Source organism: Variovorax sp. CAN15 (genome assembly GCF_030462475.1).
Taxonomy (GTDB): Bacteria; Pseudomonadota; Gammaproteobacteria; order Burkholderiales; family Burkholderiaceae_C; genus Variovorax.
The window spans coordinates 1-16,024 of the sequence record NZ_JASMRZ010000002.1 but is presented as its reverse complement, the minus strand read 5'-3'; the positions used below and the strand labels follow the sequence as shown (position 1 = coordinate 16,024).

Annotated in this window: 13 protein-coding genes and 1 pseudogene; 7 read left to right on the top strand and 7 right to left on the bottom strand. The window is 66.8% G+C overall.

Annotated features, from left to right (window positions below):
• The first annotated feature begins 34 nt into the window (after positions 1–34).
• Complete coding sequence (gene phnX, locus QMO14_RS01875; RefSeq protein ID WP_301503913.1) at positions 35–868, top strand: phosphonoacetaldehyde hydrolase; 834 nt, start codon at positions 35–37, stop codon at positions 866–868.
• Between the two features lie 309 nt (positions 869–1,177).
• Positions 1,178–2,449 (top strand): MFS transporter, encoded by a 1,272-nt coding sequence (locus tag QMO14_RS01870; RefSeq protein WP_301503912.1) that lies wholly within the window; start codon positions 1,178–1,180, stop codon positions 2,447–2,449.
• Here the strand turns inward: QMO14_RS01870 and QMO14_RS01865 are convergent.
• Positions 2,397–3,815, bottom strand: coding sequence for a PLP-dependent aminotransferase family protein (locus tag QMO14_RS01865; RefSeq protein WP_301503911.1), 1,419 nt, complete (start codon positions 3,813–3,815; stop codon positions 2,397–2,399). The genes QMO14_RS01870 and QMO14_RS01865 overlap by 53 nt on opposite strands.
• 104 nt (positions 3,816–3,919) lie before the next feature.
• Here QMO14_RS01865 and QMO14_RS01860 point away from each other — a divergent pair, with 104 nt between their 5' ends.
• Genes QMO14_RS01860 through QMO14_RS01850 form a run of 3 tightly spaced genes read left to right on the top strand, consistent with a single transcriptional unit; the run spans position 3,920 to position 6,121 of the window.
• On the top strand, positions 3,920–4,108 hold the full coding sequence (locus tag QMO14_RS01860) for a DUF2970 domain-containing protein (protein WP_301503910.1): 189 nt from the start codon (positions 3,920–3,922) through the stop codon (positions 4,106–4,108).
• Entirely contained in the window at positions 4,105–4,815 is a 711-nt protein-coding gene (locus QMO14_RS01855) for a c-type cytochrome (protein WP_301503909.1), read from the top strand. The genes QMO14_RS01860 and QMO14_RS01855 overlap by 4 nt, the downstream gene beginning before the upstream one ends.
• A gap of 16 nt (positions 4,816–4,831) precedes the next feature.
• Positions 4,832–6,121, top strand: coding sequence for a cytochrome c (locus QMO14_RS01850; protein WP_301503908.1), 1,290 nt, complete (start codon positions 4,832–4,834; stop codon positions 6,119–6,121).
• A 16-nt stretch (positions 6,122–6,137) separates the two neighbouring features.
• On the opposite strand, the gene QMO14_RS01845 is transcribed toward QMO14_RS01850, so the two are convergent.
• The 3 genes from QMO14_RS01845 to QMO14_RS01835 all read right to left on the bottom strand — a co-directional run bounded on the left by QMO14_RS01845 (position 6,138) and on the right by QMO14_RS01835 (position 10,607).
• Positions 6,138–8,147 carry a lipoxygenase family protein gene (locus QMO14_RS01845; RefSeq protein ID WP_301503907.1) on the bottom strand — a complete coding sequence of 670 codons (2,010 nt, stop codon included), beginning with the start codon at positions 8,145–8,147 and terminating at the stop codon, positions 6,138–6,140.
• A gap of 171 nt (positions 8,148–8,318) precedes the next feature.
• On the bottom strand, positions 8,319–9,710 hold the full coding sequence (locus QMO14_RS01840) for an 8-oxoguanine deaminase (RefSeq protein ID WP_301503906.1): 1,392 nt from the start codon (positions 9,708–9,710) through the stop codon (positions 8,319–8,321).
• An 85-nt stretch (positions 9,711–9,795) separates the two neighbouring features.
• A protein-coding gene (locus QMO14_RS01835; RefSeq protein ID WP_301503905.1) for an IS5 family transposase occupies positions 9,796–10,607 on the bottom strand; the annotation gives its coding sequence in 2 pieces (ribosomal slippage) (positions 9,796–10,271 and positions 10,271–10,607; 813 coding nt in all).
• A gap of 193 nt (positions 10,608–10,800) precedes the next feature.
• Here QMO14_RS01835 and blaOXA point away from each other — a divergent pair.
• Both blaOXA and QMO14_RS01825 read left to right on the top strand, forming a co-directional pair.
• Positions 10,801–11,607 (top strand): class D beta-lactamase, encoded by an 807-nt coding sequence (gene blaOXA, locus QMO14_RS01830; protein WP_301504380.1) that lies wholly within the window; start codon positions 10,801–10,803, stop codon positions 11,605–11,607.
• Between the two features lie 13 nt (positions 11,608–11,620).
• A complete protein-coding gene (locus QMO14_RS01825) occupies positions 11,621–12,547 on the top strand; it encodes a polysaccharide deacetylase family protein (RefSeq protein WP_301503904.1) in 927 nt (308 codons plus the stop codon).
• A 275-nt stretch (positions 12,548–12,822) separates the two neighbouring features.
• Here QMO14_RS01825 and QMO14_RS01820 read toward each other — a convergent pair whose 3' ends face one another.
• From QMO14_RS01820 to QMO14_RS01810, 3 genes and pseudogenes are all read right to left on the bottom strand, one after another.
• Positions 12,823–13,200 carry a hypothetical protein gene (locus QMO14_RS01820; RefSeq protein WP_301503903.1) on the bottom strand — a complete coding sequence of 126 codons (378 nt, stop codon included), beginning with the start codon at positions 13,198–13,200 and terminating at the stop codon, positions 12,823–12,825.
• A gap of 60 nt (positions 13,201–13,260) precedes the next feature.
• Positions 13,261–13,743: a hypothetical protein gene (locus QMO14_RS01815; RefSeq protein ID WP_301503902.1), complete on the bottom strand. Its 483-nt coding sequence runs from the start codon at positions 13,741–13,743 to the stop codon at positions 13,261–13,263.
• Positions 13,744–13,746: 3 nt separating this feature from the next.
• Positions 13,747–16,024, bottom strand: a pseudogene (locus QMO14_RS01810) (hypothetical protein); the annotation flags it as partial.

Genomic DNA, 16,024 nt, shown 5'->3' with positions numbered 1-16,024 from the left:
TGTCTTTCTTTCCATTCTTTCGATCCTTGCCGCCATGAACGCCCACAACCACTCCCAACTCAAGGCTGTCGTCTTCGACTGGGCCGGCACCATCCTCGACTTCGGCTCCTGCGCGCCCATGGGCGCCTTCGTGAAACTGTTCGAGCAGTTCGGCGTCGACATCACCATCGCCGAGGCGCGCGGTCCGATGGGCATGGCGAAGTGGGACCACATCAAGGCACTGGGCTCATTGCCGCGCATCGCCGCGCAGTGGGAAGCGAAGCACGGTCATGCCTTCAGCGATGCCGACGTCGACCGGCTCTACGAGGTATTCACGCCGATGAACGCGGCCAGCGCGCGCGACCACGCCGACTTCATCCCCGGTGCGCTCGAGGCCGTGAAGGCAGCGCGCGACCGCGGCCTGAAGATCGGCTCCACCACCGGCTACAACCGCCCGATCATGGAAGTGGTCGTGCCCATCGCGGCAGCCGGCGGCTACGCGCCCGACAACCTCGTGTGCGCCGGCGATCTCGCCGAAGGCCGCCCGTCGCCGCTCATGATGTACCGCTGCTTCGCCGACCTGGGCGTGTGGCCGCCGCACACCGTGGTGAAGGTCGACGACACCGGCGTCGGCCTGCAGGAAGGCCTCAACGCCGGCACCTGGGCTGTGGGCGTCGCGGTCAGCGGCAACGCCAACGGCCTCACGCTGGCCGAATGGCAGGCGCTCGACGAAGCACAGCAGCAGGAGCGCCGCGTACGCGCCACCGCCGACCTCGAAGCCGCTGGCGCGCACTACGTGATCGACAGCGTGGCCGACTTGCCGCGAGTGCTGGAAGACATCGAGCATCGCCTGCAGCGCGGCGAGCGGCCCAGCACTCTCACTGCCTGAACACCGGAAAGAAAGCGGCAGCGTCCGACTCGACTTGACGCGCCGCAACGCGGGCCTGGCATGGCCCGCATGCGAAGCGCTGCCTTTGTCCTTCTCTTCTGCCTCGGCCTGCTGACGGCCGCGTGCGACGACAGGCCGACGAAGCCTGGCGTGCCCACGCCGAAGGCTTTGGCGAGCCTCGTCGCATCTGCGACGTACACGCGCTGGCACTGAGCCGAAGCAGTGTCCGAGGCGGCCCACCGCGCCGCCAGGTTCTGCGCGTGTCTCGTGTTTTCGCGCTGCGGGGGTATCCTCGCCGCGGAGAGAAAAATGAAGACAAGCGAGACAACCATCCACGAACCCGACTCCCGCTATGCCATGGTCCGCCTGGGCCTCACGCTGCTGATCATGACCGTCGGCAGCAGCGGCATGTACGTGGTGTCGGTGATGCTGCCGGCGGTGCAGGCCGAGTTCGGCATCGCGCGCGCTGACGCCTCGCTGCCCTACACGCTGCTGATGCTGGGCTTCGGCTTCGGCGGGGTGTTGATGGGCAAGCTCGCCGACCGCGTCGGCGTGATGAAGCCGCTGCTGATCGGCGCGGTCTTCCTGGGTGCGGGCTACGTCGCCACCGGTTTCTCCGGTGGCATCGTCAGCTTCACGATTGCGCAGGCGCTGCTGGTCGGCCTGCTCGGCAGCTCGGTGGCCTTCGCGCCGCTGGTGGCCGACACCTCGCTGTGGTTCGTCAAGCGGCGCGGCATCGCGGTGGCGGTGTGCGCCAGCGGCAACTACCTGGCGGGCGCGGTGTGGCCGCCGATCGCGCAGCACTTCGTGGAAACCGTGGGCTGGCGCCAGACCTACATCGGCATGGGCATCTTCTGCGGCGTGACGATGGCGCTGCTGGCCTTGTTCTTCCGCGCGCGGCCGCCGGCGCTGGCCGAGGTGGTTCCGGCAGGCAACGCCTCGGGTGCTGCAACGCCTGTGCGCGACATGACCCGCCCCTTCGGCCTGAGCATGGGCGCGGCGCAGAGCCTGCTGTGTATTGCCGGCGTGGCCTGCTGCGTGGCCATGGCGATGCCGCAGGTGCACATCGTCGCCTACTGCGGCGACCTGGGCTACGGGCCGGCGCAGGGCGCGATGATGCTGTCGCTGATGCTGGGCTTCGGCATCGTCAGCCGGCTGGTGTCGGGCGCCATCTGCGACCGCATCGGCGGGCTGCGCACGCTGCTGCTGGGCGGTGTGCTGCAGTGCGTGGCGCTGCTTTTGTTCCTGCCCTTCGACGGGCTGGTGCCGCTCTATGTGATCTCGGCGCTGTTCGGGCTGTTCCAGGGCGGCATCGTGCCTTCCTACGCGATCATCGTTCGCGAGCACTTTCCGCCGAAGGAGGCGGGCGCGCGCGTGGGCACGGTGCTGATGTTCACGCTCTTCGGCATGGCGCTGGGCGGCTGGATGTCGGGCAAGGTGTTCGACTTCACGGGCAGCTACCACGCGGCCTTCATCAACGGCATCGGCTGGAACCTGGTGAACGTGAGCATCGCGTCCTTCCTGCTGTTCAGGACGCTTCGGCGATCAGGCGGCCGAGTGTTCGCATTGCCCGCTCGCTGACCGCATCCCAAGGGTGGCCGTAGTTCAGCCGAAGGCAGTTGGCGAAGGCGCGCGTGGCCGAGAAGATCGGCCCCGGCGCGACGCTGATGCCGAGCTCCAGCGCTTTGCGGTGTATCTCCAGGGCGTCCGCGCCCGCCGGTAGTTCGACCCAGAGGAAGTAGCCGCCCAGCGGCCGCGTGGCGCGCGTGCCGGCCGGAAAGTAATGCCCCACGGCCTGTGCAAAGGTGGCCTGCTGCATCGCCAGCGTCTGGCGCAGCTTGCGCAGGTGCCTGTCGAGGCCGCCTTTCTCCAGATAGCTCGCAAGCGCCAGCTGCGCCGGCGCCGAGGTGCTCAGCGTGCTCGTGAGCTTCTGTCGCGCGACCTTGCGCGCGAAGCGGCCGGCCGAAGTCCAGCCGATGCGATAGCCCGGCGCGAGGCACTTCGAGAACGACGAGCAGTGCAGCACCAGCCCCTGCGTGTCGAAGGCCTTGGCCGGCGGCGGGCGCCGTTCGCCGAAGTACAGCTCGGCGTACACGTCGTCCTCGATCAGCGGCAGCCCGTGCCGCGCGAGCAGTTCCACCAGCGCCTTCTTCTTCGCATCGGCCATCAGGCTGCCCAGCGGGTTCTGGAAGGTGGTCATGAGCCAGCAGGCGGCCGGCTTGTGCGCCGCGATGGCCAGCTCCAGCGCCTCCAGGTCGATGCCGTCGCCGGGATGCGTCGGCACCTCGACGGCGCGCAGGCCCATGCGTTCCAGCGCCTGCAGCGCGGCGTAGAAGGTGGGCGACTCGACGATCACCGCGTCGCCCGGCCGCGTCACCGCCGAGAGGCAGAGGTTCAGCGCCTCCAGCGCGCCGTTGGTGACGACGATCTCGTCGGCCGGCACCTGCATGCCGTCGGCCAGGTAGCGCAGCGCGATCTGCCGGCGCAGCGCCGCGCTGCCCGGCGTGAGGTCGTCCACCGTGCTCCACGGGTCGAGCGACCTCGCGCTGGCGGCCATGAACTGCCCCAGCCGCGCCAGCGGAAACAGCAGCGGGCTCGGAAAGGCCGAGCCGAAGGGCACGACCTTGCGCGACATGCTGGCTTCGAGGATGTCGAACACCTGGTCGCTCACGTCGAGCGACTTGGGCTCGCCCGCGGGGCGCGAGGTGAGGGTGGATTCGGGCGGTGCGTCGCGCAACCCGCCGCCTGCCACGTAGTAGCCCGAGCGGTCGCGCGCCCGCACCAGGCCTCGTGCTTCGAGCAGGTAGTAGGCCTGGAACACGGTGGAGGCGCTCACGCCGCGGCTGCTGCCGGTGTGGCGTACCGAGGGCAGGCGGTCGCCGGTCTTCAGGGTGCCGTTGCGGATCGAGGCCTCGATGTCGGCGGCCAGGGCTTCATACCTTTTCATCGGCTCATTGCAGGATTCGTTGTTCGGGGCACTTTATCTGCACCGGTCAATTGGAGCGAATCTGCATCTGTTTTTTCTGGCCGGGCTGGGCCACACTCGGCCTCATGTCGAATCTCTTGCGCGCGCTGCGCGCCGTTCTCTGGAGTTTCATCGGGCTGGGCGGCCGCCGCGCCGACGCCGAAAGCCGCACCTCGCAGGTCGGCATCCTGCCGCTCATCGGCGTGGCGCTGGTGATGGTGCTGCTGCTGATCGCCGGGCTCGTCACGCTGGCGCATTTCGCCGCCGGCACATGAGGCGCGCGCTCAGGCTCCTCGCGCTCGGGCTGCTGCTCGCCGTGCAGGCCGTGGCGAACGCCGCCACGCCGGCCACCGTGCCCGACACCATCGAGCAGCGCGTGGCCGCCTGCATCGCCTGCCACGGCCGCGAGGGCGCGACCACCAACGCCGGCTACTTTCCGCGCCTGGCGGGCAAGCCGGCCGGCTACCTGTTCAACCAGCTCGTGAGCTTCCGCGACGGCCGACGCTTCAACAGCGACATGGCCTACATGGTGCAGCACCTGTCGGACGCCTATCTGCGCGAGATGGCCGAGTATTTCGCCGGGCTGCAGCTGCCTTACCCGCCCGTTTCCCCGGTGAGCGACGCGACGCCAGAGCAGCAGCGGCGCGGCCGCCAGCTCGTGCGCGAAGGCGATGCGGCACGTGGCATTCCGGCCTGCGTGCAATGCCACGGCGCGGCGCTCACGGGCGTGCAGCCGGCCATTCCGGGGCTGCTGGGGCTGCCGCGGCTCTATGTGTCGTCGCAGCTCGGCGCCTGGCTCACCAACGAGCGCCATGCGATGGCGCCCGACTGCATGGCCGACATCGGCCGGCGCATGAGCACCGCCGACATCAACGCCGTCGCGAGCTGGCTCGCCGTGCAGCCGATGCCCGCCGACACCAGGCCCGCAGCCTCGCTGCCCGCACCGCTGCCCGTGAAATGCGGCGGCATGCCCGCGAAGTGAGGGAGCGGAACCCATCATGAAACTGCGACACCTCGGCTGGCTGCTGCTTGCGCTCATCGTGCTCGGCGCCGCAGCCGCCGGCACCATCGTGGCGATGAACCTGCGCGGCGAAGACCCGCTGCCCGCGCAGGCCGAAGCCTTCCAGTCCACGCCGCAGCTGGTCGAGCGCGGGCGCTACCTCGCGCTGGCCGGCAACTGCGCAGGCTGTCACACCACGCGCGGCGGCGAGCCCTACGCGGGCGGGATGCCCATCGAGACTCCCTTCGGCACCGTCTATTCGAGCAACCTCACGCCCGACGACAAGGCCGGCATCGGCGGCTGGAGCAGCGCGCACTTCTGGCGCGCGATGCACAACGGCCGCAGCAAGGACGGCCGGCTGCTGTACCCCGCGTTCCCGTACCCCAGCTTCACGCAGGTGACGCGCGAGGATTCGGACGCGATCTACGCCTACCTGCGCAGCGTGCCGCCCTCGGCGGTGGCCAACAGGGAACACAGGCTGAGCTTCCCCTACGACACGCAGGCCGCGCTGGCCGTGTGGCGTGCGTTGTCATTCAAGCCCGAGCCCTTCGTGGCCAATGCCGGCAAGCCCGCCGAATGGAACCGGGGCGCCTACCTGGTCAACGGCCTGGGCCACTGCATCGCCTGCCACGGCAGCCGCAATTCGCTGGGCGCGACCGAGACGAAGCTGGGGCTCTCGGGCGGCCTGATCGCCGTCGAGAACTGGTACGCACCCTCGCTCACCGATCCGCACGAGGCCGGCGTGGCCGACTGGCCCCCGGCCGATGTGGTAGCGCTGCTCAAGAACGGCGTGGCGCCGCGCGGCTCGGTGATGGGGCCGATGGCCGACGTGGTGTTCAGCAGCACGCAATATCTGAGCGAGGCCGACCTGACGGCCATGGCGAGCTACCTCAAGGATCTGCCCGATGCGGCGAAGGCCGAAGCCCCGGCTACCGCCGCGACGAAAGCTCCGATCCGCCGCGACGCCGGCACCATGGCACGCGGCGCGAAGATCTACGACCAGCGCTGCGCCTACTGCCACGGCGACCAGGGGCAGGGCGCGGCGGGCGCCTATCCGCCGCTGGCGGGCAATCGCGCGGTGAACATGGCGCGGCCGACCAACCTGATCCAGGTGATCGCGCACGGCGGGTTCCTTCCCTCGACCTCGGGCAATCCGCGCCCTTACGGCATGCCGCCCTTCGGCCAGACGCTGGACGCGGCCGAGGTCGCGGCCGTGCTCACCTACGTGCGCGGCTCGTGGGGCAACGACAGCCCGCCGGTCACGCAGCTCGACACCATGCGGCGCTGATCGAGCGGTCGTTCGGTCAGATGTTCGTGCTGGATGGAATCCGGCTCGGCAGCAGGTGCTCGTAAGGCCGCGCGCGCGTGGCGTTGCGCTGGCCGATGGTTGCTTCGATGCCGGCGAGCGCATTACGGAAGCGCTCCAGCGGCCCGCCTTGCCCGACGATGGCTGGGTCCAGCAGCACCGGCAGGTGTGGAAAGACGTTGTCCTTGTACTCGCCCAGCGGTCGGTAGTACACGCCACCGAGGATGTGGAACAGCAGGATCTGCTCCTGCGCCGCCAGCCGCGAGGGCAGCATCTGCGACCAGCTCGCCTCGTTCTGGCCTGCGCTGCCCGCAGGCGCCGGCGTGCCTTCGGTGCCCGCGCTGAAGGGCGCATAGGTCATCACCGAGTACTGCGGGAAGTTCACCGCCGCGTGCTGCGCGCTGGCGTTGAAGATGATGGCGGTGAGCACGTCGATGAGCTGAGCGCGCGTGGTGATCGCGCGGAAGCCGTGCACCTTTCCGCTGGTCGCCAGCTCGGTGGCCCAGGCCTTGAGTTCGTAGTCGCCCGTCACGTCGGCGTCGCTCAGATAGTAGGTGGCCACGTAGTCGCCGACCCATTGCGCGATCGCATTCCACACCAGCAGCGCGTCGTCGCGGTACGGGTAGTCGGGCAGCGCCGTCGCGTCGTCCACGCCGCGCGTGCGCAGGTCGTTGGGCAGCATCATGCGGTCGTAGAAGTCGTAGGCCAGCCGGTCGCGTCCGCACTGCTGCTGCAGCGTCTCGATGGGCGCGGCGAGGATCACGTCGCCCGTGGTCAGCGGCGCCATGATGATCAGCGTCGCGGCCTCGTTGATGAACATCGCGCCTTCCAGGTGCGGCGACAGCAGCCGGCTCAGCGGATGCGCGGTCGCGAGCTGGCGCTGCGTGGCCATCGCGAAGGCTTCCGACATCAGGTGCGTGCGGCCCAGGTGCACGAACATCTCGTGGTAGTTGAAGTCGGCCACCTGCACCACGGTCTTGGCCGACTGCCAGGCCCAGTAGGCTTCGGTGTTGGCGGTGTCGTCCACACGCAGGAAGATCGCGCTCGCCGCCGGGTCCTGCCCGCACTGGATGGCGACCGGCACCAGCGAACGGCCGGTCTTCGGCCGCGCGAACAGCGCGATGGGCGCATGAATGTAGCCCGTGCCCGTGAGCGGCTTGACCTGCGCTCCGGCCGGCGCCATGTCGCCCAGGCCCTCGTAGTCGAGGATGTAGAGCCGGCCCGACGAGGCCGCGTCGGCAAGGCTGTCGCTCGCGCCCATCACCTGCCGGTACTGCGCGTCGCTCAGCGGAAACTTGGCCGGCAGCGCGGTCGCGCGCTGGATCAGCATCGGGTTGGGGCCGGACACGCGCATCGAGGCGAACAGGTCGTTGTCGTGCAGCAGTTGCGCGATGGCCGGCTTCTCGATGGTGACGAACAGCGCGTCGTACTGCGCCACCGTCTTCGGTCCGTTGAGCGCGCCCAGCGGGCCCTGCGAGAGCAGGTCGTGGTGAATCTGCCTGAGCTGTGTCGCGATGTCGCCCGCGGTGCCCGTGAGCGTGCCGAGCAGCGTCAGCACGGCGGCAGGCAGCGTCGTCAGTCCGCCGTTGGCGGCCAGCAGCTGGTCGAAGCTGGCCTGCAGGCTGGCAAGCCGCGCGCGCAGGTTGTCCAGCGACTGCAGGCTGCCCGAGGCCAGCGCGCTGGTGGCGAAGGAGGCGGCGAAGTTGGTGACGGCTTCCAGCGCCTTCGAGATCGTCTTGAGCTGATGCTCCAGCGCCGGCAGTTCGGTGGCAGGAACCACCGCGCCCATCGGCACGCCGGCCAGGTTGATGTGCGATTCGGTCCAGAGGTAGGTTGCCTGCCGCCCCACGAGTTCTAGCCGCCGCAGCGTGGCGCTGATCGGGTCGATCTTCTGCGGCAGTGTGGGCTTTGGCACCGGCAGGGCTGCCGATGCGGTGGATGTCTTGCCGGCCAGCAGGCCCAGGCCGCCCGCCGAGGCGGACCATTTGAGGATGTCTCTGCGCTTCATCGGGAGTTCCCTGTTGTTGTGAGTCTGGGGAAGGCCGACGGAAGGCTCGGCCGCCGAATCGAACGGTCGTTCTATTCGGTGGGCGGATTCTGAGGAGAGGCTCAGGCGTTGGCAATCAGGGTTGCTGCCTACCCCGAGGCGCGTGCCCCGCAACGCCTGGTCAGGGCACCGTCAGGCCGTATGTGGGTGACGCGCGGCTTCGTACAGCGTGTGCGCCAGGTCGCGATGCCTTGCCAGCAGCGGTGCCAGCTCGAGTCCAGTGAATGCACCGCCGCGGATGCGCACCACGCCGCCGATCATGCTCAGCGACACCGGGCCCGGCGTGCAGAACACCAGTGCCGCCACCGGGTCGTGCCCCGCGCCCGCGTGCGCGACGCCGCGCATGTCGAAGGCCACGATGTCCGCCGACATGCCGGGCGCGATGGCGCCGATGTCGTCACGGCCCAGCACCCGCGCGCCGCCCAGCGTGGCGATCTCCAATGCTTCGCGTGCCGTCATCGCCGCCGGCCCGTAGCCCACGCGCTGCAGCAGCATGGCCTGGCGTGCCTCGCCCAGCATGTGCGCGCCGTCGTTCGACGCGCTGCCGTCCACGCCCAGCCCCACGGGCACGCCCGCGCGGCGCATCGCCCCGATGGGCGCGATGCCCGAGGCCAGCCGCATGTTGGAGCACGGGCAGTGCGCCACGCCCGTGCCGGTACGGCCGAAGAGCGCGATGCCGGCCTCGTCGAGCTTCACGCAGTGCGCGTGCCACACGTCGCGGCCGACCCAGCCCAGGTCTTCGGCGTACTCGGCCGGCGTCATGCCGAACTTCTCGCGCGAGTAGGCCACGTCGTTGTCGTTCTCGGCCAGGTGCGTGTGCAGCGACACGCCGCGCTCACGCGCGAGTTCGGCCGACAGGCGCATAAGGTCGCGCGACACGGAGAAAGGCGAGCAGGGCGCGAGCACGATGCGGCGCATCGAGTGGCGCGACGCGTCGTGCCAGCGGCCGATGAGCCGCTCGCTGTCGCGCAGGATCGCTTCCTCGGTCTCGACCACCTCGTCGGGCGGCAAACCGCCGGCGCTGCGGCCCACGCTCATGCTCCCGCGTGCCGCGTGGAAGCGCATGCCCATCGCGTCGGCCGCCTCGATCGAGTCGTCGAGCCGCGAGCCGTTGGGAAACAGGTAGAGATGGTCGCTGGTGGTGGTGCAGCCCGAGAGCATCAGCTCGGCCATCGCCGTCTGCGTGGACACGCGGATCATCTCCGGCGTGATGCGAGCCCACAGCAGGTACAGGCTGGTGAGCCAGCCGAAGAGCTCGGCATCCTGCGCCTCGGGCACCGCGCGCGTGAGGCTCTGGTACATGTGGTGATGCGTGTTGACCAAGCCCGGCATCACCACGTGGCCACGCATGTCGATGGCCTCGGCCTTGCCGTCGCGCAGGGCTTCGAGGTGCGCGATGGGCAGTTCGGCCGTCGGGCCGGCCCAGGCGATCGCGGGGCCATCGCACACCACTGCGCCATCGGCGATCTCGCGCCGGGTGGCGTCCATGGTGACGAGGGTGTCGGCGTGTCTGAGGATCAGCATGGCGGCATTCTGCGCGCAAGGGCTACAAGTCGGCCGCTTGATCTTGCACTGAGCGCCTGCCAGCTTCCGCGCGGCCTAAGAGCGGCTAACAAAACGGTATGAGACGACGAACGCAGATGACGCAGCAAGCCAGGGAAAGCAGCGCGACATGAATGTCGATGCTGCGCTCGAAGCGAGTACGCAACTTGCCGAAGGCAGCCAACCATGCGTGCGTGCGCTCGACCACCCAGCGATGACGCCCGAGCCGTTCGTTGCGCTCGATACCACGCCGGGCAATACGCGCCGTGATGCCCAGCTTGCGCAGGTGGGCGCGGCAACGCGCAAAGTCATAGCCCTTGTCGGCATGCAACTTGTGCGGCCAGCGCCTGGGCCGACCGCGACAGCCGCGCACCGTCGGTAAGGCATCGACCAGTTGCTCGAACACCACCGAATCATGCCGGTTGGCGCCGGTGACACAGAAGACCAGCGGGACGCCTTGTCGGTCCGTGATGATGTGGCGCTTGCTGCCGAGCTTGCCCCTGTCCGTCGGGTTGGGGCCTGTGTATTGGCCCCCCGGGGGCTGGCCACGCTGGCCGCATCCATGCTGGCACGGCTGAAGTCCAGCTTGCCGGCGCCGCGCAACTCATCGAGCAACAGCAGATGCAGGCGATGCCACACGCCCGCGGCTTGCCAGTCACGCAGACGCCGCCAGCAGGTCATGCCGCTGCCGAAGCCCAGCTCCTGGGGCAACTCCTCCCAGGGAATGCCGGTGCGCAGCACGAACAGGATGCCGTTGAGAACCATCTCGTCGCTCACTCGCGGGCGACCGCCCTTGGCCGAGGCGACGACTACCGGCAACAGCGGCGCTATCTTCTTGAACAGCGCTGCGCTGATCTCTTTGTTCTTGTTGCGAGCCATGCAGCGTCAAACGCCGATCAGGTGTTCGACGCCGACATCGTTTTGTTAACCGCTCTAAACTCAACGCGCTGGCGCGAGGGCCAGACACCACGTGCGAACACCAGGCCGGCATCTTCGATTCCCGGGTGCCACAGGATGCTCCAGAGGCACGCTCGGCACCTTGCTCCTCTCCTTCCTTTCGCAAACAAACAATATGTGCAATCGCGTCCTTCAGGTCGCCGCGACAGCAGCGGCCGTTCTTTTTTCAGCGCCTTTCGCGACCGCGCACGAGCTGTGCACGATGATCGCCGATGCCGACTCCGGCAAGGTGCTTCTGCAGCGCGGCCCCGCCTGTTCCGAGCGCGTGACGCCCGCCTCGACTTTCAAGCTCGCCATCAGCCTCATGGGCTACGACGCAGGCGTGCTGAAGGATGCAGCAGAGCCTGCCTTGCCGTATCAGGCGGGGTATCCCGATTGGGGTGGCGATGCCTGGCGGCGGAATATCGCGCCGACAGCGTGGATGAGGGACTCCGTCTTCTGGTACTCCCAGCAGGTTGTGAAGCGAATGGGCCAGGAGCGCTTCGCGCAATATGTGAAGTCTTTTCAGTATGGCAATGCAGATGTCTCTGCCGTGGCGGTCGATGACCCCGGGCAAAACGGCGTCTGGGTGATGAGTTCGCTGCGCATCTCCCCGGAGGAACAGCTTGCGTTCATGCGCAAGATCGTGCGCCGCCAGTTGCCGGTGAGTGCGCATGCCTTCGACATGACCGCACTCATTTCGAACTACGGCGCCTCGATCGATGGCTGGGCTGTGCACGGCAAGACGGGCACCGGGTCGCCCGGCAGCGACAACCGCTATGACGCGAGCCGCGCTTATGGCTGGTACGTCGGCTGGGCTACCAAGGGCTCGCGAAGGCTGGCGTTTGCACGCCTGATCCAGGATGAGCAAGCCCTCAAGCCCAACGCGGGCCTGCGTGCGCGCGACGAGCTGCTTCGGCTTCTGCCCACCGTCGACCATTGAGGCGGGTATCGCCATGACCGCATTGCGCCGCGCGCTTGCCGCGCTTCTCCTCCTTCTCGGTTCGTCCTGCGTCCTGGCCCAGACCTTGGCGCTGACGTTCGACGACGGCCTCGACCCTTCGAAAGAGCCCGCGGCCGTGTCGTGGAACCGGCAGATCCTGGAAACGCTCCGCGATGCGGGCATCACGTCCATGGTGTTTCCAGCACTCGTGCGCACCGGCCCGGCCCAAGGACTGGACCTCATCCGGGACTGGGCGCGCGCGGGCCACGCGGTAGGCAACCATACCTCCCGGCACCGCAGCCTGGGATCGCCTCAAGTGCCGCTCGCGGACTTCATCGGCGATGTCAAGGAGGCCGAAGCCGTGCTGAGCCGGCTTCCTGGCTGGACGAAGATGCTGCGCTTTCCGTATCTCAAGGAAGGCGACACGCCCGCCAAGCGGGACGGCATGCGCCTCTGGATGCAGGCCGCAGGCTACAGGGCTGCACCGGTTTCGATCGACGCGAGCGACTGGTACTACAACCAGGTCTATGCGGCCTGGCTGGACGAGGGAAATGCCGACAAGGCCAATCGCATAAAGGCAGCGTACATCGAGCATCTGCTGGACCGTGCCGCTTATTACGATGGTCTGGCCCGGCAGGTCCTCGGCCGCAGCCCTGCCCATGTGATGCTGCTGCACACGAGCAGGATCAACGCCGCCGCGCTTGGGGAGCTGATCGCGGCGTTCCGGGCGCGAGGGTGGACTTTCATCGCCGCCAAGGCAGCCTTCGATGATCCGATCTACACCGTGCAGATCGATACCTTGCCGGCGGGCGAGAGCGTCGTCTGGGCCAGCGCGAAAGCTGCGCAGGTCCCAGGTCTGCGCTATCCGGCCGAGGACTTGGTCTACGAGGAGCCCAAACTGCGCGCGCTGGGACTGGTGCCAGCGCGCATGCTGCAGTAGTGCGTCAGCCAAGTGTTTGACGATGACATGGTTTTGTTAGCCGCTCTAAGTGCGGACCAGTTATCCAGGATATATAGCCGCCAACCGTGCAAGCGATAGCGTCGGAGGGCCCTTTAGGGGGCGAGGGCCTATCTGTTCAGTAGTCCCTCCCAGATCGAACTCTGTCTGATAGCTCGACTGGGGTCAGCTTTGGTTTGCGACTGCAATTGGAATCTGACCCCGGATCTCTCATCCCCATCGTTTTGCTTTGAAGATTCCGACCCTGAAGGTCAAGATCATTCGCAGGACGGCGTCCAGATCGCGAAGTGTGGCGAGCAAGTTGCGGGACTTCTGCGTCTGGGACTGCCGCCCAACTGAGCGTATGACATCTCGCCCGTGCGAATGATCGCGACACCAGACTTGGCCATGCGCTCCAAGGCGACGCTGTCGCCCAACGCAGGCATCAGCAGCTTGCGCGTGCTGCCTAGGAGGCTGACATCGGTATCGCTCGCACAAGCAAGGCAAGTGCCGACCGTGAGCGTTCTTGCGTCAGGCCGGCCCACTTCAACCCCCAGGTAGCCGCCCATGAAAAGCTGCGCCACATCGGCCAGCCCTTCGACCTTGGCTCCACAGGGCGTGTCGTAGCTCGCTGTGACCAGCAACGACGAACGCACTGACGAAGCCCTCACATACCTCGGCAGCAGTGGCTGAGGCGGTGAGGGTATTTTTGGTTCTTAGTGACTAGACGGAATAGAAGTGGCGTAACGATCAAGCCAGTTCGACAACGGGAATAGGTTTTCATCAACAAACCAGTACCCCTTGCGGATGCCAGTAGGTACACGGCCAACGACCAATTCCAATAGCGGATCGAACATGTTTTCACGATCACGTGTCGCAGGATGTGACGCATCGCATAGTGCAGCCCACTCTAGCGCCTGCTTGACGTAAATGACGTCGTAGGCGTTCGGTGACTGTTCTGCAAGCGACTCCGCCTCTGTAGCGATAGCCGGAGGTAAAGGCTCAATCACGCCAAGTATCTTTCTTGGATTTTCGAAAGGCATTGCGACCAATGCATCTGTTTGCCACTCGCGTAGAAAGGCTGCAAATCCTCGAAGGTAAGCACCAGCGCCGTTGAGTGCAGCCGGGCTCGCTTCTTGCGGCCCCACCGCCCATTCAACGGAGCGAACTCTCGTCATGATTTTTTCAAGATGACTCATGGATTAATCTCTCCAACTCCAAAAAGAGGAAGGCTCCCGGTAGCCGGGGAAGGTCATGTTAGGCGCCCTTGGCGCCAAGTCGTGTGCGCCAGGAGGGACGCTGCCAAAGCTACTTCCATTCCAAGCCTCTTGCCTCTTATACGGAATTCCCTGCGCCATAAATGATCTTTCGCCAAGCTCATGATCGGCCAACTGACGAATCCATGCTTGCTGACCAGGATTGAGTTCCCCTTCAGTCGCAGTCTTCCATGCATAGGCAATTTCATGAGTTGCGGTAAAGCGCTGGCGAACTACGGTCGAACCATCGACAGGGTACTCGTGGCGACCAAAGAACAAATGTTTCTTTAGAGTTGTTGCATCTGCTGCGGTCAGCCCGGTGTTTTGGGCGAACGATTCGATGTCAGTCATGTGCAACGCGCGGATGTCCGCATAAGCCGCTTCTGAAGCGAGTTCGTACTTCGTGAGCCCTGCGCCACTAAAACTCATTGGCCTACCAGGCGCCACTAGTCGACCGGCAACGACGCCGCCTCCCACGCCCAACATCACGCCCGAACCAACTGCCGAAGCTTCACGCACCGCCTGCGGATCATTGCTGTTGAGGTCGCTCCACCAACCTGACGCGGAGCCTTTCGGGTCGCTGAAGAACTTGCGCATGCCGGCAATGCCTGCATCGACCGTCTGAATCGCCCATGCAGCGCGGGTTTCCGGCGTTCCCACCACGCCATAGCTGTAGCCTGCAGCTTCAACGGCACCCATGGCGGCGTCCTTGCCACCAAGAGCAATCAACCCAGCTCGTTCAGCCGTGCTGAGTCCAGCGGATGCCGGGTTTGTAAAGCCGCGCCCACCGCCGGCACCGTACGCGAAGTCAGCTGCTGTACCTCCCACCAGGGAAGGCGGTGGATTCGCGAAGCGTCGTATCTCCGCTTCGGCGTAGCTGTCGGTCGCAGCCTGTGCCGCAGCCGTTGCCCGATCCGCCCGCATCGAGCTTTCCTGCGCAATGGCACGCCCGGCCAAACCGGCCTGGCTCATGTCGTCCAGGTCGATGTGAAGCTCCTGGCCCGGCTGCACCATCGGCACGCCGTTGCGACCGACCTGCACTTGCCCAGATTTCAGCAAATAGCCATAGCCGGCTTGCTGCTGCGCCGAGTTCAGGCCGAGATCTGCCAACGCCGCCAGCAGCCCTTGCCCGCTGCGCACGGTGGCCGTGCGACGGCTGCCGTTGTAGTTGTCGCTGGCAATGTCGCTGCCGTTGCGATAGTCATATGCAAAGGCTGGGTCGTCGCTGCCCACATAGGTTGGCAACCCTGCCGGGTCAATGCCTGCGCGTCGAGCTGCTGCATCCTGCGAAAAGTCCAGTCCGTTGACCCTCGGAATCCCGTCGCCCATCGCGTAGACCTCTCGCGCCGCTGACCGCTCTTCGGCCTCTCCGCGCGTCATGCCGCCGCCTTGCTCGGTGGCCGCTGCGATGCTATCCCCCAACGCATTGCCGACAGTTGCCCCCACCGCATCGCCAATGATTCCTGGCAACGACCGACTGACACTTCCCCCACGGACGGCTGTACCCACGATACCGCTCGCCATGCGCGTCGCAATCTCACCTCCGACAGGCCCAAAGGTTGTGGCCAGCATCGGCCGCGCCCAGGCCGACACATAGCCCGACGCCGCACTGGCAGCCACCCCGCGCCAGTCAAAACCCTTCTGCAACCCTGTGGCGATGCTCAGTCCCTGAGTAGCAATGTTGCTCGCAACGTGCCGGGCGGCAGAGCCCCAGTTCCCCGAAGCCGCCAGCGTGCTGCCAAGACCGCCGGATTGGAACCAGCCCCCCAAGCCTGCGCTCAGGCCACCTTGCAGCGCCCCCTGCACAACCCCCTTCCAGGAGAACTGATCCTGCACGCCCGTCGCGAYGCCCACGGCTTGTCCCGCAACGGAACCCGCTACGCCGCCGACTGCGCCCGACACCGCCAGCGTGCCCCAGGCGCCGCTGCTTACGGCGGCGGCAATGCCGGAGTACCCACCGACGTTGACGAGATACCACTGCTGTGTGAAGGCAGCCACCACAACTGCCACAACCACCGTGAGGATCTTGCCAATCCCACCGCACCCGCCGTCCTTCCCCCTGGGAGCTGGCAGCGGATCCGGCAGTGTCGGACTCGTGTCGCCCACGGCCTTGCCCGGGTCGTAGGGCCGGAAGGTGCTGCTGGTGTTGTGCAGGTTGGTGACCTTGTTGGGTACCTGCAGCACCGTGTTCGGTGTCAGTGGCGCCGAAGGCTGGCCGTCCATG

Bases quoted from the DNA above. Each gene is read 5' to 3' on its own strand.
- phnX (WP_301503913.1), top strand. From the start codon at position 35: ATGAACGCCCACAACCACTCCCAACTCAAGGCTGTCGTCTTCGACTGG.
- QMO14_RS01870 (WP_301503912.1), top strand. From the start codon at position 1,178: ATGAAGACAAGCGAGACAACCATCCACGAACCCGACTCCCGCTATGCC.
- QMO14_RS01865 (WP_301503911.1), bottom strand. From the start codon at position 3,815: ATGAAAAGGTATGAAGCCCTGGCCGCCGACATCGAGGCCTCGATCCGC.
- QMO14_RS01860 (WP_301503910.1), top strand. From the start codon at position 3,920: ATGTCGAATCTCTTGCGCGCGCTGCGCGCCGTTCTCTGGAGTTTCATC.
- QMO14_RS01855 (WP_301503909.1), top strand. From the start codon at position 4,105: ATGAGGCGCGCGCTCAGGCTCCTCGCGCTCGGGCTGCTGCTCGCCGTG.
- QMO14_RS01850 (WP_301503908.1), top strand. From the start codon at position 4,832: ATGAAACTGCGACACCTCGGCTGGCTGCTGCTTGCGCTCATCGTGCTC.
- QMO14_RS01845 (WP_301503907.1), bottom strand. From the start codon at position 8,147: ATGAAGCGCAGAGACATCCTCAAATGGTCCGCCTCGGCGGGCGGCCTG.
- QMO14_RS01840 (WP_301503906.1), bottom strand. From the start codon at position 9,710: ATGCTGATCCTCAGACACGCCGACACCCTCGTCACCATGGACGCCACC.
- blaOXA (WP_301504380.1), top strand. From the start codon at position 10,801: ATGTGCAATCGCGTCCTTCAGGTCGCCGCGACAGCAGCGGCCGTTCTT.
- QMO14_RS01825 (WP_301503904.1), top strand. From the start codon at position 11,621: ATGACCGCATTGCGCCGCGCGCTTGCCGCGCTTCTCCTCCTTCTCGGT.
- QMO14_RS01815 (WP_301503902.1), bottom strand. From the start codon at position 13,743: ATGAGTCATCTTGAAAAAATCATGACGAGAGTTCGCTCCGTTGAATGG.